This window comes from Prosthecobacter sp. (assembly GCF_044222565.1).
Lineage (GTDB): Bacteria > Verrucomicrobiota > Verrucomicrobiia > Verrucomicrobiales > Verrucomicrobiaceae > Prosthecobacter.
Map to the genome: position 1 here is coordinate 53831 of NZ_JBGANA010000029.1, position 24656 is coordinate 78486.

The 24656-nt window shown below is 60.5% G+C and carries 16 protein-coding genes; 14 read left to right on the forward strand and 2 right to left on the reverse strand.

Going from position 1 to position 24656, the window contains the following annotated elements:
- The first annotated feature begins 61 nt into the window (after nt 1-61).
- From ACILSR_RS28600 to ACILSR_RS28620, 5 genes are all read left to right on the forward strand, one after another.
- On the forward strand, nt 62-925 hold the full coding sequence (locus ACILSR_RS28600; protein ID WP_395753238.1) for a proline racemase family protein: 864 nt from the start codon (nt 62-64) through the stop codon (nt 923-925).
- A 103-nt stretch (nt 926-1028) separates the two neighbouring features.
- A complete protein-coding gene (locus ACILSR_RS28605; RefSeq protein ID WP_395753239.1) occupies nt 1029-2825 on the forward strand; it encodes a hypothetical protein in 1797 nt (598 codons plus the stop codon).
- 11 nt (nt 2826-2836) lie between these two features.
- Entirely contained in the window at nt 2837-3412 is a 576-nt protein-coding gene (locus ACILSR_RS28610; protein ID WP_395753240.1) for a hypothetical protein, read from the forward strand.
- A gap of 194 nt (nt 3413-3606) precedes the next feature.
- Nucleotides 3607-5910, forward strand: a complete 2304-nt coding sequence (locus ACILSR_RS28615) for a prolyl oligopeptidase family serine peptidase (RefSeq protein ID WP_395753241.1) — start codon at nt 3607-3609, stop codon at nt 5908-5910.
- Between the two features lie 129 nt (nt 5911-6039).
- Nucleotides 6040-7143, forward strand: coding sequence for a WD40/YVTN/BNR-like repeat-containing protein (locus tag ACILSR_RS28620; RefSeq protein ID WP_395753242.1), 1104 nt, complete (start codon nt 6040-6042; stop codon nt 7141-7143).
- A 263-nt stretch (nt 7144-7406) separates the two neighbouring features.
- Here the strand turns inward: ACILSR_RS28620 and ACILSR_RS28625 are convergent, their stop codons facing one another.
- The gene (locus tag ACILSR_RS28625) at nt 7407-9221 is read right to left on the reverse strand and encodes an NPCBM/NEW2 domain-containing protein (RefSeq protein ID WP_395753243.1); all 1815 of its coding nucleotides are present in this window, start codon (nt 9219-9221) and stop codon (nt 7407-7409) included.
- A gap of 125 nt (nt 9222-9346) precedes the next feature.
- Here ACILSR_RS28625 and ACILSR_RS28630 point away from each other — a divergent pair, with 125 nt between their 5' ends.
- The 3 genes from ACILSR_RS28630 to ACILSR_RS28640 are packed head-to-tail and all read left to right on the forward strand — an operon-like array spanning nt 9347 to nt 13158.
- Nucleotides 9347-10588 (forward strand): NAD(P)/FAD-dependent oxidoreductase, encoded by a 1242-nt coding sequence (locus ACILSR_RS28630; protein WP_395753244.1) that lies wholly within the window; start codon nt 9347-9349, stop codon nt 10586-10588.
- Nucleotides 10585-11391, forward strand: coding sequence for a hypothetical protein (locus tag ACILSR_RS28635; RefSeq protein WP_395753245.1), 807 nt, complete (start codon nt 10585-10587; stop codon nt 11389-11391). The genes ACILSR_RS28630 and ACILSR_RS28635 overlap by 4 nt, the downstream gene beginning before the upstream one ends.
- Before the next feature lie 30 nt (nt 11392-11421).
- Nucleotides 11422-13158: a hypothetical protein gene (locus tag ACILSR_RS28640; RefSeq protein WP_395753246.1), complete on the forward strand. Its 1737-nt coding sequence runs from the start codon at nt 11422-11424 to the stop codon at nt 13156-13158.
- A 1-nt stretch (nt 13159) separates the two neighbouring features.
- On the opposite strand, the gene ACILSR_RS28645 is transcribed toward ACILSR_RS28640, so the two are convergent.
- Nucleotides 13160-13921 carry a helix-turn-helix domain-containing protein gene (locus tag ACILSR_RS28645; protein WP_395753247.1) on the reverse strand — a complete coding sequence of 254 codons (762 nt, stop codon included), beginning with the start codon at nt 13919-13921 and terminating at the stop codon, nt 13160-13162.
- 123 nt (nt 13922-14044) lie between these two features.
- Between ACILSR_RS28645 and ACILSR_RS28650 the strand changes: the two genes are divergently transcribed.
- The 6 genes from ACILSR_RS28650 to ACILSR_RS28675 are packed head-to-tail and all read left to right on the forward strand — an operon-like array spanning nt 14045 to nt 24656.
- Nucleotides 14045-15328 carry a hypothetical protein gene (locus ACILSR_RS28650; protein WP_395753248.1) on the forward strand — a complete coding sequence of 428 codons (1284 nt, stop codon included), beginning with the start codon at nt 14045-14047 and terminating at the stop codon, nt 15326-15328.
- Between the two features lie 7 nt (nt 15329-15335).
- A complete protein-coding gene (locus ACILSR_RS28655; protein WP_395753249.1) occupies nt 15336-16952 on the forward strand; it encodes an arylsulfatase in 1617 nt (538 codons plus the stop codon).
- Between the two features lie 8 nt (nt 16953-16960).
- Nucleotides 16961-20233 (forward strand): DUF6797 domain-containing protein, encoded by a 3273-nt coding sequence (locus tag ACILSR_RS28660; protein WP_395753250.1) that lies wholly within the window; start codon nt 16961-16963, stop codon nt 20231-20233.
- Nucleotides 20230-21459, forward strand: a complete 1230-nt coding sequence (locus tag ACILSR_RS28665; RefSeq protein WP_395753251.1) for a sialate O-acetylesterase — start codon at nt 20230-20232, stop codon at nt 21457-21459. The genes ACILSR_RS28660 and ACILSR_RS28665 overlap by 4 nt, the downstream gene beginning before the upstream one ends.
- 29 nt (nt 21460-21488) lie before the next feature.
- Nucleotides 21489-23105 carry a hypothetical protein gene (locus tag ACILSR_RS28670; protein WP_395753252.1) on the forward strand — a complete coding sequence of 539 codons (1617 nt, stop codon included), beginning with the start codon at nt 21489-21491 and terminating at the stop codon, nt 23103-23105.
- A 15-nt stretch (nt 23106-23120) separates the two neighbouring features.
- Complete coding sequence (locus ACILSR_RS28675) at nt 23121-24656, forward strand: arylsulfatase (protein WP_395753253.1); 1536 nt, start codon at nt 23121-23123, stop codon at nt 24654-24656.

A 24656-nucleotide genomic window follows, 5' to 3' on the forward strand; every position in this document is an offset into this window, starting at 1 on the left:
CCGCGCCGTCCAAAAACCTCCCCCTCAACTTTAAACTTCAAACTTTAAACTCTTCCCCCGCGTGCTCCGCATCCCCATCATCGACTCCCACACCGGCGGCGAGCCCACCCGCGTCGTGCTCAGCGGCGTCACGCCTGACGACTTGGAAACCTACCGCCGCGCCATCATCTGCGAACCCCGCGGCCACGAGGTCATCGTCGGCGCTCTTCTCGTGGAACCGCGCGATGCCTCGTGCGCCGCCGGCGTCATCTTCTTCAACAACGTCGGCCTCCTCGGCATGTGCGGCCATGGCATGATCGGCCTCATCATCACCCTGCGCCATCTCGGACGCATCGCCCCCGGAGAGCACCGCATCGAGACGCCCGTGGGCATCGTCACCGCCACGCTGCATGAAGACGGCCGTGTCAGCATCCAGAACGTCCCCTCCTACCGCCACGCCAGGGCCGTTCAGGCAGGCGGAGTCACCGGAGACGTCGCCTATGGGGGGAACTGGTTCTTTCTGGTATCCAGCAACGGCCTCGCCCTCACCCGCGAAAACATTCCTGCCCTCACCCAGGCCGCGCTGGACATGCGCGCCGCCATTCACGCCGCCGGATACCCCGAAGTCGATCACGTGGAGCTTTTCGCCCCGCCACACGATCCCGCCAACCACAGCCGCAACTTCGTCCTCTGCCCCGGCGGCGAATACGACCGCTCCCCCTGCGGCACCGGCACCAGCGCCAAGCTCGCCTGCCTCGCCGCAGACAACAAGCTCGCCCCGGGAGCCATCTGGCGCCAGGAAAGCATCATCGGCAGCGTTTTCGAAGGCAGCTACGCCCCCTCCGGAGACCGCATCATCCCCACCATCAGCGGCACCGCCTTCATCACGGCAGAGACCTCCCTGCTGCTGGACCCCGCTGACCCCTTCCAGTTCGGCATTCGATAAAAATAAAAAATGATCTCCTGATGTCACGGCTTTCGGCTTTTTGTCTATTCCTAGGACAGCCAGGCTTCACCTACATCCGGGCACATCATTTTCATTTTTTCACATGTCGAAAGCACAAAAGATCGAGTCGGGGCTGGAGGTTCTTCAGGAACTGGCCTCCAATGCGGGCACCATTACAAGCACGCTCGCAGACACAACGAGTCAGGCGATCCCGGCTGCAGGAAGCATGGTCGTGGGCGGTTTCCTTGAAGGGGTGGAATTGATCAAAGCTGGCAAGGATCTCGCCCAGGACGCCGCCTCTCTCGCCAAACAGGCAAAACAAAAACTCGACTACAAGGCTGTACAAAAGGATCCGCAGATCCAGGCGCTGCTTGGCATGCGCTCCTACGCCAATGGCATGCTCAAACTGCAGCACGCTGCCGAAAGCCAGGCCCAGCAGCAAATGGCACATCTCGACGACGTCGCCGCACTCGGCGCCAAACTGGACGCCGATCCTGACACGAAGCTGCCCGAGGGACTGACTCCGGATGACGCAAAGGTTCTTTCCATGACTCCCGAGGAGCGCACCAAGGCCATCGACACTCGGAAACAGGACCTCGGAAAGAAAATCGAGAAGATGCAGGAGGCCGCCAATCAGCTCGACCAGGTGGTCAACGCCGTCAATTCCCACCCACGCATCAGCAGTGCTGCCTTCCGCAAGCTGGAGGCCAAGCACGATCTGGACAACAACCTCGGCAAAGCCGGGGTCAAGACCGTGCGCGACATGCTCAATGCCACCAAGGCGGGCGTAGGCCTGACCGGCAATGCCCTCGGAACTGCAGCCACCGTCGTAACCATCGCGGGTGTAGGCGGAGCCGTCGCTGCCACTGCGCTCGGGGCGGCATCCGCCGGAGCCACCATCGCTGGCGGAGCCATGATGGTCGCGGGTGGGACCGCAGGCATGGCCGCGGCTGCATACAAGCACCACGAACTTTCCAAACTCCAAAATGCCGCAAATGTGGCGGCCAAGGAAACCATGCAGGTGGCCCCAACCGCCGAAGATCCTGACCAGACGGTGCAGATGGCCTTTGCCCTGAGTTGCGTTGAAGACACCGCTCGTCAGGGCAAGAACATTGAGAAACTCAAATTTGTCCGCAATGCCGGTGTGGTCGTGGCAGGTGTCGGCGTCACCACCATGGGCACAGGCGCGCTGCTCACCGCCGCAGGTGCTGCCGGTTATGGGGCGGGAGCCACCCCGGGGCTCATTCTGACCGGGGTGGGCGGCGGCCTCGCAGCAGCCGGCGGTGGCGTGGCACTCAGCGCACAGATCGGCATCAACGTGTACAAAAAGTACGAAGGCAATCTTCAAAAGCAGGATGTCGCCCAGGCCCAGCTCGCCCTCGAAGCCCAGGACATCTTCGATCAGATGGCGGCTTCAGAAAGCTTTGACGAACGGGAGGATTTGGAATCCCGCCTGACCCCGAAACACTTCAAGGCCATGGAAGGCATGAAGGAGGGCTTGAAAACAACGCTCAAGGGCTTGGGCGTGCCCGACGATGTGATCGCCACGCAGTTGAACGATGCCAGCCAGGTCTCCAAGTTTGCCGCCTGCGTCATGATTCAGCGCGATCCCAAACTCGCCGCTGAAACCATCGCCAAGGCCGCCCTGAACGAGTGCCAGGGGGCCTTCCTCAAACGCGCTCAAGGCGGTGCCGTCGCCCAGGGTGCCGGAATGGCCGGTGGTGGCCGCGCAGTCAATATCGTCGAAGCCGACCTGCCGCAAAACACCCCGGCAATCAATGCTCTGCGCAAGCTCGGCATGGATGACCGCAAAATCGCCCAGACCATGAACGCCATGGCCAATACCGACACAAGAAAAATAGCCCAGAAAACTCTCCAGAAACAATCCGGCCTGAAATAAACCCCGCCACCATGGAATCCACCACCGCACCCGTCACCCGCCTTCGTTTCCTCTCCCAAATTCTCGCAGAAAGGCAGATCCCCGTCGCCTACCTTCCTCCTGATGAGGACACCGGAGAAATGCTGCTCATCACCGCCACCGTCATGAATGGCGCCGTGGTTCCGTTGCGTCTCATTCCGTTGAATGACATCACCCCCCAGGCCACCGAAGACATCGCCCCGCTCGCATCCTGGCTGCTGCATGCCTCCCTCGTCTTCCCCTTCCATGTGCCGGAGGACAAGGTCACTGAAGTCATGCGCGCCACCCAGCTCGTCAGCCGTGTGCTTCCGCTTTGCTCCCTGGGCGTCATCGAGCCGGAAGGCGGCTGCTATCTTCAGGCCTGCGTTGCCATCGAAGATGTGGATGCCATTCCCCGCACCGTTCTGCTGGATGTCATCGGCATGGCCCGCATGGCCGCCAGCACCTACGGCCCCGCCTTGGCGGACATTGCCTCCGGCTCCCTCACCTACGCTGGATTTGCCAAAGCCATGGAAGCCAGCGGCCTCATGCCACCGCCGCTCTTTGGATTGCCTGAAGAGCAGGTCTGAGTCATCTGGCCAAACCCGGGCACGGCTCGAGAGGTTCTCCATGCGCTGGCCGCATGCTGAATGTCTGCGTCTCCTGTGTATTGGCTGAATTGCCAGTCCCATCATCGCAATCTCGTCAAGAAAGCGCGGGCGAAGCGTGTATCCATGCCGCTATCCGCATGAGCACCCCATTCCGGCCCACGCCTCTTTTTTGCATGGCACTGTTTTGCCTGCCCGTTCAAGCCGCCGACTTTGAACGCGCACTCGCCTTTCCCAAGCGCACCGAGAACCTCGTCTTTCGCGATCACCTCAAAGCGAACTGGCTCCCTGACGGCAAATCATTCTGGTATCGCGTTCAGACCGGCCCGAAGGCCCACGAGTACGTCCTCATCCAGGCCGAAACCGGCGCACGCAAAACCGCGCCCACGCTCAAGGATCTCGGTCTCCCGGAGCAGGAAGCCCGCAAGTCCTCCACCACCCCAATCGAGCTCCGCAAGACCACCCGCACCGGCGCAGAATCCGGCCTCAAGTTCATCAATCAGCTCGATGCCGACGTCGACCTCTTCTGGATCAACAATGAGGGCGAGCACCAGAGCTACGGGCGCATCCGCGCGCACAGCGAGCGCGAGCAGCACACCTTTGAAGGCCACGTCTGGCTCATCACCAGCGCAACTGGAGAGCACCTTGCCATCATCGAGGCCTCAGCCCAGCCGCAGACGCTCATCATCGACGGCAAAGGCATCTCCAAAGAAAAGAAGGCCCCCGAGAAACAGGAGCGCGGCTCCAAATCTCCGGACGGCAAATGGTCCGCCATGACCGAAAAAGAGTTCGTCCTGCTGCACGATCGCACTGCCGACAAAACCCTGCGCTTAAAAATCGAGACCGCCGCAGCATCCCCCTTCACCAGCCGCGTTCTCTGGTCTCCCGACTCCAAGTCCTTCGTCGTCAGCAGTTGCGTCCACGTTCCCGTCCGCAAAATCACCATCGTCGAATCAGCGCCCAAGAGCCAGATCCAGCCCAAGCTCATCGAGCGCGATTACGCCAAGCCCGGCGATCCCCTGCCCAAGCCCTTCCCCGTCATCTTCACCCTCACCGAAAGCGGTTGCGAATGGACTCGCGTTTCATCAGACCTTTTCCCCAATCCCTTCACGCAAAGCGAAAACCTCGACATCCGCTGGTCACCTGCTGGCAGCGAATTCCATTTCGACTACAACGAACGCGGCCATCAGCTCTACCGCATCATCGCCGTCAATGCCAGGACCGCCGCCGCGCGCGTCGTCGTTGAAGAAACCTCCAAAACCTTCATCGACTACACCCAGAAAACCTGGCGCCATTGGCTCGACAAAACCGGCGAACTCCTCTGGATGAGCGAGCGCGACGGCTGGTGCCACCTCTACCTTTACGACAGCAAAACGGGCCAGCTCAAAAACCAGATCACGAAAGGCGCATGGCCCGTCCGCCAAGTTCTCCACGTGGACGATTCCAAGCGCGAGATCACCTTCCTCGCCTGCGGCCTGCGCAAAGAAGAAGACCCGTACCACCTCCACCTCTACCGTGTGAAGTTTGACGGCAGCGACTTCCAGCAGCTCACGCAGGGCGATGGCAATCACCACATTGAGTTCTCGCCCGATCGCGACACCTTCATCGACACCTGGTCCCGCGCCGATCTCCCACCCGTAAACGAGCTCCGCCGCAGCACAGACGGCTCCCTTGTCTGCGAATTGGAAAAGGCCGATGCCTCCGCACTCCTCGCCGCGGGCTGGACGATGCCCGAACGCTTCGTGGCCAAAGGCCGCGATGGAAAGACCGACATCCACGGCATCATCATCAAGCCCTCGCACTTTGATGCCACGAAGAAGTACCCCGTGGTCGAAGACATCTATGCCGGACCGCACGGTTCCTTTGCCCCCAAGGACTTTGATCGCCAGCTCCGCCTGCATCAGATCGCCGAGCTCGGTTTCATCATCGTCAAGATGGACGGCATGGGCACCAATCATCGCGGCAAAGCCTTCCATGATGTGTGCTGGAAGAACATCAAGGACGCCGGATTCCCCGACCGCAAACTCTGGATCAAAGCCGCCGCCAAAACCCGCCTCTGGATGGACCTCTCCCGCATGGGCATCTACGGCGGCAGTGCCGGTGGCCAGAACGCCATGCGTGCCCTGCTCGATCATCACGACTTCTACCACGTCGCTGTCGCCGACTGCGGCTGCCATGACAACCGCATGGATAAAATCTGGTGGAACGAGCAGTGGATGGGCTGGCCCGTGGACGACAGCTACAAGCTCAGCTCCAACACCGAAGACGCCCACAAACTCGAAGGCCATCTCCTCCTCATCGTTGGAGAACTCGACACCAACGTCGATCCCGCCACCACCACCCAAGTCGTCGGCGCTCTTCAAAAGGCCAACAAGACCTTCGACTTCATGCCCATCACCGGCACCGGCCACGGCGCCGCCGAGACGCCATACGGCTCGCGATTGAGGATGGAGTTTCTCGTGAAGCATCTGCGCCCGTAAAGCAGCCTTTTTCCTGCGGAACAAGGAACCGCTCCGCAAGCTCCAGGCCCCGTTAATGTCGGCATGTCCCTTGCCACCTCCACACCGTGCCTCAGTAAGTTGACGCAGTCCCATCTCGTTACACCCCGCATGATTCCACTCCGCATTTCAAACTCACTCGCGCTCACCCTCCTGTGTCTCGCCTCATTCCTCTCGGAAGCCACCTCTGCCGAACAACCCTCAAAACCGGAGCAGCCTGCTGACACCACTCCGTGGAAAAACATCTCCGACGAATTCTTCAAGAAGATCAAAGTACACGACATATCCCCGGCCCACTTGCGACGCTGCGTTGGGATGGCCGTGGCACCCACAGGCGAGGTTTTTATCGTGACCAGCAAGGGCAATGGCATTTGCAGCAGCAAGGATCAGGGCCAGACTTGGACAGTGATCCCTGGCAACAACATCACCGGTCGCTGCGAAACGGGATTTGGCTTCTCGATGGCCTATCCCTACGATGGGCGGCTGGCGTTCTTCACCATTGACGGCACAGGCGGAATAACCCTCGATGGCGGCGCATCCTGGCGGCCCTTCGGCAAGCTGCTCCGAATGTTGGAATACGCCGACGTAGATTGGAGCACCAGCAATCCACAAACCATCTTCGGCCTGCTGCATGAGCCTTACTTCACCGTCTTGAGCACCGACGGCGGCAGCAGCTGGCGGCAGATTTACAAAGACACTGAAAACCCCAAGGACTCAAAAATGGCCCTCGGCCAATACTACGGCCTCATGGACGCCAGCACCCTGTTGCGCGCTCATCGCGATCAAGCCGGCATCGGCCTGAGCACGGACGCAGGCAAGACCTGGACCGAGGTGGCAAAATACCGGGTGCTCGGACGCAGGCCCGTCCATTACGGCAAAAAAGCATTCTGGACCACCACCGAAGGCGTCGTCGTTTCGGAGAACGGCAAAGACTGGACACTGACAGGTAAAGGCCCGGAGAAAGCCATGTTTGGTCCCTACTTCGGCAGCACTGAGCAGGAGATGATGGTCGTCTCAGACAGGGCCTTTTTCATCTCTCGCGACGGTGGCAAGACCTGGAAAAACGTGGCTCCCGCCTTCTCCCCGCCCGATGGTTTTAAAAAAGGCATCAGTGCCATCGGCGCCTTCAACTACTTCGGCTGGGACGCCAAAAACAACCTGATTTACGCCTCAAGCCTCGGCGCTTCCGTTTACCGCCTTAAGTTGCAGCCATGATGCTTGAAAAGATAGAGGCAGCTCTTCTGGGTACGTAGTTCGGGCTTTAGCCCGTTCCGGAGGGCCCGCACCACCTCAAACCTGAAACCAGCCAGCGTACGCTTTGTAGTACCGGCTTCAGCCGGAATCTGAGTGCACGCAACCTGCTCCATCTCCGCAGCCCTCATTCCACTAGCAAGCCCCGTTTTGTCAGGTTCTCTGCGGTGCAAATGCTCAGGAAAAGCACTCCGAATTTGCCAAGCCGTCGTGATCGAATCTCACACCTACTTCCCCCCACGCCTCAGCACCGTCTCCCCCCACGCGCCCCAGGCACCGTTGATGCCATCCTTCCCTTCGATGCGCAGCGTGAGCTTCTTCACACCTCTGACCTCCACATCAAAAGCCGCCAGATCGCCCGCCTTCAGCACTTTCGATTTCCACAGCTCGCGGCCATCTCCCCAGATCGTGGCTTCCACTTTGCCAAAGCCGCCCTGCAGCACGCAGGCGCTGCCTGTGAAGCTGTCCCAGCGCCCGCCCAGCTCATACTCATACACAGAGTTTGCATGCGCATAGAGGCCTTGCTCAAACAAACCCTCGGGGCCTTGCAGGGGCCCGCCTTCCGGCGTGCGGTCAAAGTGCACGCCCGCCCAGCCCGTCTCCGCATGCAGCGGCTTGGCATCAGAAAGCACCAGCACTTTTCCCTCAGCCTCCGCAGGCGAGGTCTTTCCTTTCGCGTTGTCCGCCGCACGCAGCCGCCGCAGGATCCCCTGCACTTCCGGACTCAGCTTGGCCATCTCCTGCTCCGAAAGCTTCCCAGCACTGAACGCGGGCCATTGCGCATCAAGCTCCATCTTCTGCACCGCCTTGCTCACATCATAGGCCGACTCCGCTGTAATGCGCCCATTCATCGTCACCGCCTGCTCGGACCACACACTCGCGGTAGCCGCACCGTTCACACACACCGCCACAACGTGCAGGCTAACGCTTGTGTCCTTCTTTTCAGAACGCTGTAGCAGCAGCGAAAAGCGCCCGCCTTCTCCCGGCACGGCCACGGCGATCTGGCTGTCATAATCCCCGCCACCTGCCGGATCCGCATACGCCAGCACGGCATGCACCGGCAGATTGGCCTGCACGCTCCCGCTCACCGCCAACCCCTCCGCACGCGGCTCAAGCTTCCACCCAGCGAACGTCGCTTTCGCCTTCGTTCCCATCTGCTTCACCGAACCCGAAAACTGCGGATGCGCCGCCAGCTTCAGTGCATGCGACAGTGAGAGAAATGAGCCGCGCCCTTCACCGCGCAACTCCTCGCCATAGGTCCGGTTGCCGCTGCCCATCAGCGCCGTGCCGCGCAGCCTGCGCGCTGCGGCGCACTCCTTGCAGTGCGGCAGGCCCAGCGCATGCCCGATCTCATGACACACGCCGCCGATGAAGATGCTGTTGTACTTCCCGAGCGAGATCTTCCCATACTGCTTGTCTTGAATCATCTGATCCTTCACTGCGAGCGAGTCCGCATCCAGCAGCGGCGAGTCCACCTGCCACGCGGTGCCATGGGCGCTGTCCCCGCTCGCATAATACGGGCTGTGGTGCCCCATGGTGCGTTTCTCCGAGTCCCAGTCAGCCAGATTGCAGAAGATCACCATCGTCTCCTGCGCTCCATCGATGCCCGTCTCACGCAGCACCTTCAGGCAGTCCTGCTTGATCTCGCGCCCGTCTTTTTGATCGGACTCACTGCATTCCTCAGACTTCAGCCGCCCTTGCACCACATGCAGCTTCAGCAGGCCATCCGTTTCCAATTCGAGCTGAATCGTCCGCTCCGGAAATCCCCAGCTCGCCATCTCGCGCCGATAAAAATCCTGCACATGCTTCAGCACCCGCGTCAGCCGTGCGCGATACTCCGGCTGCGGCTCGCGGTCCGCCGGACTCCAGTAGCAGATGCGCATGACCCGCCGCGCCTCCTCCGGCGCGTCGTTTTCCCACTTCTCCAGCATCCCTTTCGCACGTCCCAGATCCTCCCGCGTCGGCTCTCCCGGCAGCAGTTCTTTGAGCTGGGCCGCGGCAAAGGTGGAGAGACAGAGCAGAGGAAAAAGAAGACGAATCATGGTGGCTTCAGGAACAACGCCGCAAGCCGCCCGTCCCATAGAAAAACCCGCGCCTTGTCGAAATTCGGCCCGCTTCAGCCTCGATTCGTTCAAGATGCGAACGCAAGCCCGCTGTATAGCCCTCCATGCCCTCCCATATCACCATCCTCGGCGCCGGAGTCATCGGCCTGAGCACGGCGCTCTACTGCGCCCGGCGCGGCATGCAGGTCACCGTCATTGAGCGAAATGCCTCGCAGCGCGAGGGCTGCTCCTTTGGCAATGCAGGCATGGTCGTCCCCAGCCACTTCATCCCGCTTGCAGCCCCCGGCATGGTCAGCCTGGGCCTCAAGTGGATGTGGAATCCCGAGTCCCCCTTCTACATCAAGCCCCGCCTCGATGCCGATCTCCTCTCGTGGGGACTGCACTTCTGGAAAGCCGCCACCAAGGCGCGAGTCGATGCCGCCGCCCCTGTCCTCCGCGATCTCAGCCTGTTCAGCCGCCAGTGCTTTGAAAACATCGGCCTCGACTTCGGTCTCGTCAAAAAGGGCCTGCTCATGCTCTGCAAGCAGCAGCACACGCTGGACGAAGAAGCCCGCATGGCCGCGCAAGCCAACGCCCTGGGCATCCCCGCAGAGGTGCTCGATGCCAAAGCCACCGCCGCGCTCGATCCCGCGGTGACCATCGACGTCTGCGGCAGCGTCTATTTCCCCAAAGACTGCCACCTCCCACCTTCACGCTTCATCGCCGCCCTCGAAGCAGAACTCGTCCGCCTCGGCGTGAAGATTCTTTGGGACACGGAGGTGCGTGGCTTTGAGGTGGAGAATGGGATCTTGAAGGCGGTCAAGACGTCAAGAGGTCAAGTCGAGGGTCAAGAAGTGGTATTGTGTGGTGGAGTCTGGTCTTCAGAACTCGCCCGATTCCTCGGCCTCAAATTACCGATGCAGGCCGGCAAGGGTTACAGCCTCACCTTGCAAAATCCGGCACAGCTTCCCGCCTTATGCAGCATCTGCACGGAGGCACGTCTGGCCGTGACCCCCATGGATGGCGCTCTCCGCGTGGGCGGAACCATGGAGATGGCCGGCATCGATGAATCCATCACCCAGCGCCGGGTGCGCGGCATCACGCGCGCGTTTCCACAATACTTCCCCGCATTCAAAGAAAGCGACTTCGCCGAAGTGAAACCCTGGAGCGGCCTGCGCCCGGTCTCGCCGGATGGCATGCCCTACATAGGCCGCACGCAGAAGTGGAAGAATCTCACCCTGGCCACCGGCCACGCCATGATGGGCCTCAGCCTCGCCCCCGCCACCGGGCAGATCGTCAGCGACCTGATCGCCGGAGAGAAGCCGCCTGTTTCGCTCGATTTGATGTCACCCGACCGCTTCGCATGACACCCATCTCGTTTACAGCATTCACAGACGCAGGCTGCATGGTCATTTTTGACCCAGCATCGGGATTCCAGCCGACAGATGAATGGTTGCACTGCATGAATCATTTCACAGATCCCGATGGACGCAGCCATTTGAGCTGCGATTATCCCGAAGGTGACTGGCAGGAAGTCTGGCAGCGAAACGTCTCCCATTTGCGACAATTGAGCAGCAATGGAGAATTCACTCTGCTGCTCTGCGAACAAGTTGAACATGCCTGCCAAATCTCTGACGAGCTGCCCAAAGTGGAGCAAGCACGGCTGCGGTGCAGCTTTGAAGAATGGGTCCATGCGCCGTCCGGTCGGGTAATCATAAGTGATCCGATGTCTGCATTCAGCGGACTCTTGATGGAAGACGAACCCTTCGTGGAATTGATGGTCACCCCAGGCTGGAACAAAGTAATTATCCATAGTCTGGCCGAGCCTCCCGATTTTGAAAATGTCGAAGGATTTGAGGGCAATGAAAAGTTTCCGGCATTGGTGTTTTGCATCTCCCCCTCAGCAATGCAGCCCACAGAAAAGCGTGATGGGCAGCTATTCCCAAGAATGCCTATCAGCCAGACGCGTTCGGCTGGCGGCTTATGCAAGGCTACTGTCATCGATGTAACGGAAGGCGTGGCAAAACTTCGGCTGCACGCGTCTGCGAGCACTACAAGCGGATGGGGCAGGTTGAAAAAGGCCGATTCCGCTCAGGTTCATGCAGGTGCTCACCTCACGGTCAGACTTGTCCAACATACAAAAGCCTATTGGCTCGTCGAAATGCCCTAACCCTTCGCAAGCATTGATGTACGCCTTCACATGAAAGCCCTGCTCATTCTCCTCAGCTGCATCGCCACACCGGCACTCGCCCTGGACCGCCCCAAGCTCCAGATTATCAATGCGGCGCCGAATGCGGTCGAAGTGTTTTGGATCAACCAAGAAGGCGCGCGCGTGCCGAATGGCAGGATCGAACCCGGAAAAGACAACATCATTGGCACGACGATTGGGCATCGTTTTGTCATCGAGGATGGCAAGCGTGAGACGGAGGTGGTGAGCAAAGTTCCAGTGCAGGGCTTCCGCTACGATCCCGCAACGCCAGACGGCGTGCCCGCGATCTACACGCAGCGCGAGAGCGCGCATGGTTTCCCGATTGTCGCCACGGCGAAGACAAATCCGTATGCGCTGAAGGAAGTCGCCTACCTGCTGGATATCATGCTGCAACATCGGCCCGACGTGCGGCAGGCGATGATCGACAGCGGCGCGCGCATGATCATCATGGCGCATGATGAATTCACCACGGACATGCCGGAGTTTGCCAGCATGGCTGCCGAGCCGATGAAGGGCTTTGAGAAGCTGTCTGGCAAAGACTACTGGGACACACGCGCACGCGGCCTCGGCGGCAGCAAGACGGATCCCTTCTGCTCCTGCGCGGAGGAGAATGTGCTGGGCTTCCCGGGAGATCCTTATGAGAAGGAGTGCATCGTCATTCACGAATTTGCACACGCCATCCATCTGCGTGGCATGGTGAATGTGGACCCCACTTTCGACAAGCGCCTGAAGGCCACCTATGACGCGGCGATGAAAGCAGGCTTGTGGCGCGGCAAGTATGCGAGTGTGAACCACAGCGAGTACTGGGCCGAGGGCGTGCAGAGCTGGTTTGATGACAACCGCGTGAACGACCACGATCACAATCACGTGCACCTTCGCACTCAGCTCATCGAGTATGACCCCGGTCTCGCCGCGCTATGCCGTGAAGTCTTCGGCGAAACCGAGCTGCACTACACCAAGCCGCCCACGCGGCTCACAGGGCACATGGCGGGTTATGATCCCGCCAAGGCCCCCACCTTTGCGTGGCCCGCGCCTCTGCAGGCAGCAAGAGAGTTGATCAAGCAGAAGGCCCAAAAGCGCGATGCAGACGCCAACGGTGCACGCGAGATCCGCAGCATCGAAGGCTGGAGCGTGAGCATCAGCCGCGAGCTGTTGCAGAAGGAGGCAGAGTTGACCGAGAAGGCGCTGAAGCTTCTGGCGCTGCAGTTGCAGGAGATCGTGCGCGTGGTTCCGGCCAAGGCGGTGACGGAGCTGCGGAAGGTGCCGCTGTATTTCAATCCCGAATATCCAAAGTCTCATCCGCGCGCCGAATACCACCCCGGCGCTGACTGGCTGAAGGACAACGGCCGCGATCCCGTGATGGCGAAGGGTGTGGAATTCACCAATGTGCGCATCTTTGAAGACGAGACCCGCCGCATGCCGAACTTCGCGCTGCATGAGCTAGCACACGCCTACCATGACCGTGTGCTGGGCTTTGAAAACGCGGAGATCGAGACCGCCTTCCAGGCTGCAAAAGCTGCGGGCAAATACGACAAGGTGCAGCGCCAGGATTCCGAAGGACGCAAACGCATCGCCAAGGCTTATGCGATGACGAATGCGAAGGAGTACTTTGCCGAGTGTTCGGAGGCCTTCTTCAGCCACAATGATTTCTACCCCTTCACCAAGGACGAGCTGAAACAGCACGATCCCGCGATGTATGCGCTGCTGGAAAAGCTATGGAGTGCATGACTCATCCCTGTCGCGAACGCCGCCGGTGCTCGGTGGGAGATTCACCCGTGACCGCACGGAAGGCACGTGTGAACGCGCTGTGATCCGCAAAGCCGCAGTCCAGCGCGATCTGGGCAATGGACGCATCCGTCTCCCCCAGCAGCCTGCTGCCGATGGTGATGCGCGTTTTCGTGATGAGCTGCATGGGGCTGATGCCGTGGATGCGCCTGACGATGCGTGCAAACCGCGCGGGAGTCATGCCCGCCTTCCGCGCGAGCGATGACGGGCTCACCGGATCGCCGCAGGAAGTTTCGAGGAGGCTCAGCACGCGTGCCACTTTGGGAGAAACATCATCGAGGCTCACCGGTGCCGAGAGATCTTTGGAAATACCGATGAGGCCGGTCACGCGGCCGTTTGCATCGCGCACGGGCAGCTTGCTGGTGAGGCCCCACACGGGCACGTTCGGCTTGCGCCAGAACAGCTCCAGACGCTCAACGATCGGCTGCCCCGTGCGCAGCACCTGCTCATCCTGCTCTGTGGGAATGCGTCCGTAATCACCGGGGCAGACTTCACAGGGCCGCCGCCCGAGCATCTGCGATTTATGCCTGAGCCCATGCCGCTCCACGAGCGACTGATTCACCACGAGATAACGGCCTGATGCGTCCTTGATGAAAAAAGCGGTGTCGTGCATCAGATCCGCGAGCTGCTCCACCACACGGGCGTCCACCAGCAGTGCGCCGTTGGCGGAAAGCAGGCCGGGGAAAGCTGAAGGGACTTTTTTCATGGGTCAGGGAGATGCCACACATTACGGCCGTCATCCAGACGACTTCCACGTGCTTCGTCATTATGCCGTTTTTGACAAAACACGGACACAGAAGACTCAAGACACCCAAACTTCCTATGCGCCATGATCATGCTGATGCACAAGCCCCCTTTCACCCTCCTGGCCGCATTGTTCATGTCCCAGACTCTTTTGCTTGCAGATGCCCCCACTCCGCTCAAAACGCTGCGCAGTCAGGCCGCTGAAGGAGACGCCAAAGCACAGCTGGATCTGGCCATTCGGCTTCGCGATGGCAAGGATGCCCCGAAGGACAATGACGAAGCGATGACCTGGGCGCATCGTGCAGCGGATGCCGGCAACGCCGATGCCATGGATTTCATCGGCTTTGCCTACCTGCGTGGTGCGGTGGTAAAGCGGAATCCCGCCATCGCCTTCGCTTACTTCAAGTCGGCGGCGAATGAATCCGCGCAGGCCGCGTTCAATCTGGGCCAGTGCTACTACGGCGCGCAAGGCACCGAGCAGGATTGCGCAAAGGCGCTCGAGTGGTGGAAAAAGGCCGCAGACGGGGGCCACGGTCGAGCCGCCGCAGCCGCTGCGATGGCCTATCACGCAGGCGAAGGAGTCAAGGCGGACGCCGCACAGGCCCGCCGCCTGGCAGAGCGCGCTGCGGAGCTGAACAATCCCTCCGGTCTGGTGCTGCTAGGTGAAATGCATTTCCAAGCGGGTGAAACAGAGGCCGCCAAAGCCAGCTGGACCAAGGCCGCAAAACTTCACCCCACAGGTGCCACCGGACATCCTTCGCAGCCGTCTGACATCGCCTCTGCACAGCAGGCAGCGGACCTGCTCAAGCTCATGAGCTATCGTGGGCGCAAGAACGAACCGGGAAAGTTTGCCTTCGTTCAGATGCCGCACATCCAGCAGGGCTACAACAACTGCGGCTCCACGGCCTGCGCCATCTTTGCCCGTTTCCAAGGCAGTGAGATCGGTGGCTGGGACTTCAAACGCCTGTGTCCCTCTCCTCTTGGCACCGGCACCGACTGGGGACATCTGCTGGATGCCTCGGCGAAGATCGGGCAGAAGTGGAAGCTCATCACCTTCACGCCTGATGACGCCGGTTTTGAGCAGGCCACCAGCATGCTCAAATCTGAACTCGATGTTGGACGACCAGTTGTCGTGGATTTCAAATACATCGGCCCGCAATATCCCGGCGGCAGCGCAGGTCACACGCTCAATGTCTGCGGCTACATTGCCGATGAAAATCTCTACATCCTCTGCAATCCCGCCGTCGCCACGCCCGGCATTCAGCTCATCACCGCCGACGATTTGAAGAACTTCTGGCGCTCCGACCACTATGGAGCGCTTTCAAAAGGCGTGCTTTCCCGGCCAGCTTTTGTCATTGACCACCGTTGAGACACTCATGAAAGCCTCCCTGCTTGCCAGCCTGCTGCTGCTTCCGTTCGCCATAACGTTCGCGGCCGACGCGAAACCGAACATTCTCGTCATTCTTGCGGATGATCTCGGCTTCGGTGATGTGCAATGCAACAATCCTGAGCGAGGGAAGATTCCAACGCCGAACATCGACAAGCTGGCAGCACAGGGCATGCGCTTCACGGACGGGCACTCCTCCTCCGGCGTGTGTTCGCCCTCCCGCTACACCCTCCTCACCGGCCGCTATCACTGGCGCACGCGATTGCAGAGAAGCATCGTCGGCGTGTTTGGCGAGCCTTTGATCGCGCCGGATCGCGTGACCATCGGCACGCTGGCAAAGCAGCAGGGCTACCGCACCGCCTGCATCGGCAAATGGCACCTCGGCTGGGACTGGCCCATCACGAAAGAGCAGCGCCCCTTGCTCACGCCTTCGAAGCAGCCGGACGATGAAGCGGGTAAGAGAGCAAATAAAGCAGCAGCAGCCGGAGCGGTGGCCACCGAGCAGCAGATCGCCGCCTGGCGCGACATCTTCTCGAAGCCTATTCCCGGCGGCCCCAGCACGCGCGGCTTTGATCTTTACTTTGGCACCGACATTCCAAACTGGCCGCCGTTTTGCTTCATTGAAAACGACCGCACTCTGGGGATTCCCACCGATTTTCTGCCGCGTGAATCCATGGCTAAAAACCAGGCGAGCAACCAGGGTCCTGCGCTCAAAGGCTGGAAGCTTGAGGGCATCCTGCCAGCGCTGGGAGACCGCACGATCCGGTTCATCGACGAGGCCGTGCAGAAGAAGGAACCCTTCCTCGTTTACATGCCGCTGACCTCGCCGCACACGCCGCTGGCCGTAAACACAGAGTGGAAGGACAAAAGCCACCTCAATCTCTTCGCTGATTTTGTGATGGAGACAGATGCCGTCGTGGGCCGCGTGCTGGATGCGCTTGAGAAAAGCGGCGCGGCGGAGAACACGCTTGTGATCTTCACCGCGGACAACGGCTGCGCGCCCTACATCGGCGTGAAGGATCTTGAACAAATGGGTCACTATCCCAGCGGCCCCTTGCGCGGCTACAAGGCGGATGCATGGGAAGGCGGACACCGCGTGCCGTTCATGGTGCGCTGGCCCGGCGTGGTCAAGCCGGGCAGCGTGTGCGGCCAGCTCGTGTATCAAGCCGACTTCATCCGCACCTTCGCAGATATCTTCGACGTCAAGCTGCCGGACAATGCCGGTGAAGACAGCTTCAGCCTGCTGCCGCTGCTCAAAGGCGGAGACAAACCCATCCGCGAAAACGCCGTGAGCGCCTCCATCGGAGGCATACCGGGAGTGCGCAGCGGCTCATGGAAATACATTCCTGCACCGGGGTCCGGCGGCTGGGGCAGCGGCGGCGATCAATCGCAGCCCGTGCAGCTCTACAATCTCGCGGAGGACATCGGTGAAACGAAGAACCTCGCGGCAATGATGCCGGAGAAGGTGGCCGAAATGAAAGCCCTGCTTGAGAAGCTCATCACCGATGGCCGCAGCACACCGGGTGCCCTGCAGAAGAACGATGTCGAAGTCGTGCGCTATCCGCGTCCAGAGGCTCCCAAGCGGAAGGCCAAAGCTAAAAAGTAGTCTCATCCATGCACCGCCTTCTCTTACTTCTTGCTCTTCAATCAACTGCCCTCGCCGCGGTTCCACGCGATGCCCTGCCGTTTGATGCGCCGGAGTGGCCGCTGAACTACCGCCTGCATCTGGATGGCGCTGCGAAGGTGAAGCTGAGCGATGATACGATCCTTTCCCTCGATGCGAAGGGGCCGCACGATATCGCGGTGGAACATCCGTCGGATGGTGCGCCTGTGCTTCGAGTGTGGAGTGCCGGAAAGCTAGTGCGCGGGCCGGAGGATGCACCGTCACTGGCGCAAACAGGCGCAAAGGATTTCGCGGATGCAAACCTCGACCTCGGCGCGGATTTCACGGCGATGGCGGAATTTGAGTCAAACGGCGATGGGACCTTGTTTTCAAAGTGCGCTCCCAAAGGCAAGTGGTCGCCCGATGCCAAGGCGCTCTTCATCCGTGGCGGGCGGCTCGTGTATGACATTGGCTGGCTGGGTGCGATGAACGGCGGCCCCAAGGTCAATGATGGCAAGCCGCATACCGTGGTGCTCACGGTGCGCGAGGGATTGGCAAAACTCTGGCTCGATGGCAAATCCATCGCGGAGAAGGCAGGCTTCACCAAGCCGGATCAAAAAGAGCATGTCTTTAAAGTGGGGCGCGCCGCACCGAATTTTGCGGGAGATTTTGCCAAAGGAAAAATCCACGCCGTGCGGGTGTGGAAGCGTGCGCTGCCGGATGCGGAGATGGCGCTGCTTTTCAAAAATGGTGGAACTGGCGCCAACACGCCGGACTTTGCGTATCAGCCGAAGGCAGGTGGCAGGCCTGTTGTGGAAGGCGGCAGCGGCTGGGTGCAGGCGCTGGAGCGGAGTGATCACGCGGAGATCGTGCGCGGCTGGAATGAGAAGACGCTGGAAGAGGGCGCCACCATCTACAAGACGCTCTGCGTGGTATGTCATGGCACCAAAGAGCAGCCGGGCTCCCTGCCCACGGCCCTGCGCTTTGCGGAAGGCCAGTTCAAGAACGGCTCGGACCCGTACTCGATGTATGTGACACTGACGAAAGGCTTTGGCCAGATGGTGCCGCAGCCGCAGTACACCACCGCGCAGAAATATGCGGTCATCCAGTACATCCGCGAAACCTTCCTGCGGCCGCACAATCCGTCTCAGTTCAAGGAGGCAGATCTTGCCATGCTGCCGCTGGGGCTGGTGCGTGCTGAGGCTGAGCGGCCAGACACCTCCCTGCCACCCTACAAGCGCATGGTCCTCGGCCCCGCGTTGTTTTGGACGCTGGAAGTTGCGCCGGAAAACATTGCTCAAAAGGGCATCGCCGTTCGCCTGGATGACGGTCCCGGCGGCGTGAGCAAGGGCCGTGCGTGGATGATCTACGACCATGACACGATGCGCGTGGCCACGGCGACCACAGGAGATTTTGTGGACTGGAAAGGCATCGCCTTTGACGGCAGCCACGGCACGCACACCGGCCTGACGGGCGAGCGCCATTTCATCAATCCGACTGGGCCGGGCTGGACTCTGGACAGCTTTGAAGACAAACGCGTCGCAGCGAAGGACGGGAAAAAATACGGCCCGCATGCCGGACTGAAGTTTGCCGGGATCTACACGCACCAAAACAAAGTGGTGGTGGCAGCGAACATTTTCGGCACGCGCGTGCTGGAGTCTCCCGCATGGCTGGACTACGGCAGCACACCGGTCTTTGTACGCACGGTGAACGTGGGCGAGGCAAAGCAGCCTTTGCTGCTGCGAGTGGCTCCTGAGAACGTGAACGTCTTTCTTCGTGGCGATGGCACGTTGAGCAAGACGGACGGCTTCTGGGTGGCCAAACTTCCCTCGGGAGCCAAAGCACAGCTTTTCATTTCACGCGTGGACGCGGGCTCTCTGGACACGCTGGCCAAAACCTTTGCGGCATCTACCGATCTCAAAGCTCTGACTCAGGGAGGGCCCGCGAAATGGCCTCAGACCGTGAGCACGAACTCGGTGGCAGGCAAAGAAGATGGCCCTTTTGCGGCAGATGATTTTCCGCTGCCAGTCGAGAACCCATGGCAGAGCTGGATGCGCCCGGGCGGATTTGATTTCACGCCGGATGGCAAGGCAGCCGTGGTGGCTCTGTGGAATGGAGACGTTTGGCGAGTGGATGGCTTGATGCAGAAGGCACCGGCCGCGCTGACGTGGCGCAGGATCGCCGCAGGACTCTTCCAGCCGCTGGGCGTGAAGTTTCGAGGTGAGGAGCTTTTCATCACCTGCCGGGATCAGATCGCACGGCTGCGGGATCTCAATGGCGATGGCGAGACGGACTTCATCGAATGCTTCAACGACGACGCACAGGTGACGGAGCACTTCCACGAATTTGCCATGGGCCTGCAGACCGATGCGGCTGGCAATTTCTACTATGCGAAGTCCGGCAGGCATGCGCTGGACAGCGTGGTGCCGCAGCATGGCACGCTGCTGAAAGTGAGCGCGGATGGATCGCGCACGGAGATTCTAGCCACCGGATTTCGTGCGGCGAATGGCGTCTGCCTCAATGACGACGGCACCTTTTTCGTCACGGATCAGGAAGGCTTCTGGACGCCGAAGAACCGCATCAACCGCGTGAGGGCAGGCGGCTTTTACGGCAACATGTACGGCTACACGAGCGTGACCGACAGCTCCGATTCGGCAATGGAACAGCCGCTGGTGTGGATCACGAATGAAAAGGACCGCAGCCCTGCGGAACTCGTGTGGGTTCCCAAGAATGCGTGGGGTGGTCTGGGCGGGTCGCTGCTGAATCTGAGCTACGGCACGGGGCGGATCTTTGTGGTGCCGCATGAGGAGGTGAACGGACAGTGGCAGGGCGCGGTGTGCGAGCTTCCCCTGCCCGCCTTTGCCACGGGCATCATGCGTGGCCGGTTCGGCGCGGATGGCGCGCTCTACACCTGCGGCATGTTTGCCTGGGCTGGCAATGCGACGTCACCCGGCGGCTTCCATCGCGTCCGCAGCACTGGCAAGGCAGCGCAGGTGCCGCTGGCCGTGCATGCCATGCAGGGCGGCCTGCGTGTGACCTTCAGCGATCCCATTGAGGTAAAAGACAAAGACTGCGCGATCAAGGTGTGGCACCTCCAGCGCAGCAAAAACTACGGCTCGAAGCACTACGATGAACACACGCTGAGCATCCGCGCCGTGCACCAGAGTGCGGACGGACGCAGCGTGACCCTGGACATCCCGGACCTCGCGCCGACGCAATGCTACGAGCTTAAAATCAACGACCGCATTCTCCACGGAACGATCCACCAACTCGCCAAACCATGAAACACACGCTCAAACTGCTGCCTCTCCTCCTATTAACAGCCCAGCTTCATGCGAAGCCGCTGAAGGTCTTCATCTTGGCAGGCCAGTCCAACATGGAGGGACACGCGAAGATCGAGACGTTTGACTACATCGGCGATGATCCCGCCACCGCTCCGCTATTGAAACAGATGCGCGGACCAGATGGTCAGCCTGCGGTGTGCGATCACACCTGGATCTCCTACCTCACCGGCAGATACGACGGCAGCTCGAATGGAGAGGGCACGGGCAAGCTCACGGCTGGCTACGGTGCGCGAGACGATGCCACGAAGTCGAACGGCAAGATCGGGCCGGAGTTCACCTTCGGCCTCACCATGGACGCCGCGCTGAAGGAGCCGGTGCTCATCATCAAGAACGCGTGGGGCGGCAGAAGCCTGAACACTGAGTTCCGCCCGCCGAGCGCGGGACCGTATGAACTCAATGACTACCAGAAGAAGCTCTACTATGGCCCGCCGGGCCACGGTGTGCCGAAGGACATGAACCAGTGGCAGGAGGAGAAGAAAAAGGAAACCGGGCGCTTCTATCGCTACATGATCGAGCATGTGAAACATGTGCTCGCAGATCCGAAGCGCGTGTGCCCGGCCTACGACGCCGCACAGGGCTACGAGATCGCGGGTTTCGTCTGGTTTCAGGGATTCAACGACATGGTGGACGGTCACACTTATCCCGATCGTGGCAAGCCCGGGCGGTTTGCGGTGTACAGCGACCTGCTGACCAAGTTCATCCGCGATGTGCGCAAGGATCTGGACGCACCGAAGATGCCGTTCGTGATCGGTGTCATGGGTGTCGATGGAAAGAAGGCCAACCCGGACAATTTCACCTTCCGCGAGGCAATGACCGCGCCCTCCTTGCTCCCTGAATTCAAAGGCAACGTCATCGCCGTGCAGACCGCGCCGTTTTGGTCTGAAGAACTCTCAGCCATCGACGAAAAGCGCGCCCAGGTGCGGCAGATGGGCTCCTTCCTAAACTCGAAGCACAAGGACCACGCCAATGCCGACGGTCACATGACCGAGGCCCAGAAGCGCGAGTATCTGAAGGAGTATGAAGCCAAGCTCATCTCTCCGGCGGAGGAAGCGCTGTGGAAACGCGGCGCCTCAAATGCCGGCTACCACTACCTCGGCTGCGCCAAAACCTTTGCGCTCATGGGCCGCGCCTTTGCCGAAGCAAACCTGTCGATGATGAAAAAGTGATCCCACCTGAAGCAACCGCACACGACCTCATGAAACGTCTTCTTCCTCTTCTCAGCACCGCATTGCTCACTCTTCCCTCTCCGGCATGGTCTGCCGAGCCGCAGCAGGGCGAGATGGCGGGCTATCTCTTTGCACCCACCGAACGGGTGCCGGAGGAGTTCAATGCGGGCTTCTCCCTTTACGCTGCCGCGTGGCCGCTGGTGGACACGTATCCGGGGCATCGATTTCAAACCGGGCTCTGCGGGACGTGGATGCATCCGCAGTATGAAGAAGGAAAAAAGCCGGAGGACAAATGCTACACGGACATCGAAGGCGGACTGGGCTGGTGGCGGGACACGCATTTCCCCACCACCACGCCGAAGTTCATCATGGGCGGAGTGGGGCCGAACTTTTCCTTCATCGCGAATGGTCCTGGCTACGGCGCGGGCACCTGGGAAAAGCCACGTGGGCAGTATGGTGTCGCACAGCTCAGCCCCTGGCTGCTGTTTCCGCTGGATGGTTTGAATCTGAAGCAGGGCACGCGCGGCGAGATGTTTGGCTACGGCTATCTGCCTCTGCCGCTGACGAATCCCAAGAGCACCACGGCGGGCAAAAACGTGCCCACGGGGAACCAGTGCTGGACGCTGTTTCTGAGCACCGGAAACTTCAAAGGTCCGGCGGCTTTCTTCACACCGTTCTTCTGGTCGCAGGCCAAGCTGGATCACCCTGAATGGGCGGAGATGCTGCTGGACATGCGCCCTGCCGGACCGAACAAGCCGATCCAGATGGAGACACAGCATGTGCCCGCCATTCTCACGAAGGATGCGAGCGGCAAGGAGTTCGCACGAGTCGCGCCCACGTCCTTCCCCGTTGGAGCAGACGGCACCTCCACGGTGCTGCATCGCCTGACCGCGTACAAGAAAGCGGCGCTTTGGGATGATGTGGAGAAGTGGTTTGCCGGTGGTGCGCCTGCGGATGGCGCGATCAAGGCGGACGCCTCAGTGGTGCATCCCTTCCGTTCGGGCGGCGGTTCCAACTGGAGCATCTATCCGCCGGGAACGAAGCGTGAGGAAAAAGTGCCTCTGGCCTGGAATGCCTTTGCCACTTCCTTCGCGCCCCAGCCGAACACCTTTGCCTACAAGTGGGATGCTCAAATGACACGCAGCGCTGCAGGACTGGTGACACTGCCGGAATATTTTTCTCTGGGCCTCAACGCCAACGGCAAAAAGCCGCAGTGGAATGTGCTGCCGCCGAAGGAGGTGCCTGCAGATCTGGGACTCACTCAGCACCAGTTCACCACTCCGGCGGAAAAACCGCAGGAACCGCGCACCACACCAGAAGATACCACGAGCTCATGGAAGACTCCGGGACCGAAGGCAGGCCCTTTCAAAGCCCGCCTGGGAGATGGCAGCGTGGTGACGTATTACTGGTATCGCTTCGCCGATCAGCCAGCGATGATGAACGCCGACCTCAGCGATGCGGAGCGCGAGGAAGTGCAGAAACGCGTCGAGAAGCTGCACCGAGCCTGGACGAAGGATCGCAACTATCTCACACCTCCCGATTTCGGCACGCTGGCAGACATTGATCCCGCGCTGATCCTCACTCCGCCGAAGGGGCTGGAGATCGGCTACGTGCCCATCGCGACTCGGCAGGAACTGGAGAAATAAGCGGTCGTGTTTTGCATGAAAACCCCACGCCTTATCTTCGCGCTGATCACACTTGGGTGCAGCCTGAGCATCGCTGCCGAACGGCCGAATGTCTTGCTGATCCTCGCGGATGATCTGGGGTATGGGGATGTGCGCTGCTACAATGCGCAGTCCAAGGTCGATACGCCGAACATCGACCGCCTTGCAAAGGAGGGCATGAGATTCACCGATGCACACAGCCCGGCCACGGTGTGCACGCCTTCACGCTACAGTCTCATGACGGGGCAGATGGCATTTCGTGTGCCAGGCGGTGGCACGGTGTTTCAAGGGGCGGGTGGTCCCAGCCTGATCGCACCCGGAAGGCTCACACTTCCGGCGATGCTGAAAAAGCAGGGCTATTCCACGGCGGCTGTGGGCAAGTGGCATGTGGGCCTGACCTTTCGTGACTCGGCTGGCGAAGCGATTCATAGTGGAAAACTGGACGATGCGCGGCGCATTGACTTCACACGACGCATTGAAGGCGGGCCGCTGGATCATGGCTTTGAGCGCTTCTTTGGCACGGCCTGCTGTCCCACCACGGACTGGCTGTATGCCTTCATCAATGGCGACCGCATCCCGGTGCCGCCGCAGGGCTCGCTGGACCGCTCCAAGCTGCCGAAGCATCCTTATGCGAATGACTGCCGAGGAGGTTTGATCGCGCCGGATTTTCCGATGGAAGAAGTGGACCTGCTCTTTCTGAAGAAGAGCCGCGAGTTCATGCAGGAGCACATGCGCCGCACGCCGGAGAAGCCCTTTTTTCTTTATCACGCCACCCAGGCGGTGCATCTGCCCTCGTTTGCTGCGCCGGAGTTTCAAAACAAAACGCAGGCGGGGCCGCATGGCGATTTCATCGGCGAGTTCGATCACATCGTGGGCGAGCTGATGAAGGAGTTGGAGAAACTCGGCATCGCGGACAAGACGCTGGTTCTGCTTTCCAGCGACAACGGCCCCGAGACCACCAGCATCGTGCACATGCGCGCGGATCATCATCACGATGGCGCGAGGCCCTGGCGTGGCATGAAGCGGGATGCATGGGAGGGCGGGCACCGCGTGCCATTCATCGTGCGCTGGCCGGGGCATGTGAAAGGCGGCAGCACCAGCGATCAACTCGCCTGCCTCACGGATGTCATGGCCACGCTCGCAGCCATCACTGGCGCTGAACTGCCGCGCGATGCTGCGGAGGACAGCTTCAATCTCCTGCCCGTGCTCGAAGGCAAAGCGTCTGCGCCTGTGCGCCCTTATTTGCTCATGCAGGCTTTTAGCGGTCAGCGCACGCTCTCCGTTCGGCGTGGAAATTGGAAGTACATCGACCATCGCGGCTCCGGCGGAAACAACTACACCTCGGGCGAGCTGAAGCCGTTTGCGCTGCCTGAAGCTTCGCCCGAAGCGCCGGGGCAGCTCTACGATCTGGCGGCCGATCCGGGTGAGACCACCAACCTCTATTTGAAGCAGCCTGCCGTCGCCGCCGAACTGAAGGCGCTGCTGGAACAATCCAAACGCGAAGGCCGCAGCACTGCGCCACCGCAGCCCTGA

Bases quoted from the DNA above. Each gene is read 5' to 3' on its own strand.
- ACILSR_RS28670 (WP_395753252.1), top strand. From the start codon at position 21,489: ATGAAACGTCTTCTTCCTCTTCTCAGCACCGCATTGCTCACTCTTCCC.
- ACILSR_RS28640 (WP_395753246.1), top strand. From the start codon at position 11,422: ATGAAAGCCCTGCTCATTCTCCTCAGCTGCATCGCCACACCGGCACTC.
- ACILSR_RS28675 (WP_395753253.1), top strand. From the start codon at position 23,121: ATGAAAACCCCACGCCTTATCTTCGCGCTGATCACACTTGGGTGCAGC.
- ACILSR_RS28625 (WP_395753243.1), bottom strand. From the start codon at position 9,221: ATGATTCGTCTTCTTTTTCCTCTGCTCTGTCTCTCCACCTTTGCCGCG.
- ACILSR_RS28665 (WP_395753251.1), top strand. From the start codon at position 20,230: ATGAAACACACGCTCAAACTGCTGCCTCTCCTCCTATTAACAGCCCAG.
- ACILSR_RS28660 (WP_395753250.1), top strand. From the start codon at position 16,961: ATGCACCGCCTTCTCTTACTTCTTGCTCTTCAATCAACTGCCCTCGCC.
- ACILSR_RS28605 (WP_395753239.1), top strand. From the start codon at position 1,029: ATGTCGAAAGCACAAAAGATCGAGTCGGGGCTGGAGGTTCTTCAGGAA.
- ACILSR_RS28615 (WP_395753241.1), top strand. From the start codon at position 3,607: ATGGCACTGTTTTGCCTGCCCGTTCAAGCCGCCGACTTTGAACGCGCA.
- ACILSR_RS28630 (WP_395753244.1), top strand. From the start codon at position 9,347: ATGCCCTCCCATATCACCATCCTCGGCGCCGGAGTCATCGGCCTGAGC.
- ACILSR_RS28635 (WP_395753245.1), top strand. From the start codon at position 10,585: ATGACACCCATCTCGTTTACAGCATTCACAGACGCAGGCTGCATGGTC.
- ACILSR_RS28645 (WP_395753247.1), bottom strand. From the start codon at position 13,921: ATGAAAAAAGTCCCTTCAGCTTTCCCCGGCCTGCTTTCCGCCAACGGC.
- ACILSR_RS28655 (WP_395753249.1), top strand. From the start codon at position 15,336: ATGAAAGCCTCCCTGCTTGCCAGCCTGCTGCTGCTTCCGTTCGCCATA.
- ACILSR_RS28650 (WP_395753248.1), top strand. From the start codon at position 14,045: ATGATCATGCTGATGCACAAGCCCCCTTTCACCCTCCTGGCCGCATTG.
- ACILSR_RS28610 (WP_395753240.1), top strand. From the start codon at position 2,837: ATGGAATCCACCACCGCACCCGTCACCCGCCTTCGTTTCCTCTCCCAA.
- ACILSR_RS28620 (WP_395753242.1), top strand. From the start codon at position 6,040: ATGATTCCACTCCGCATTTCAAACTCACTCGCGCTCACCCTCCTGTGT.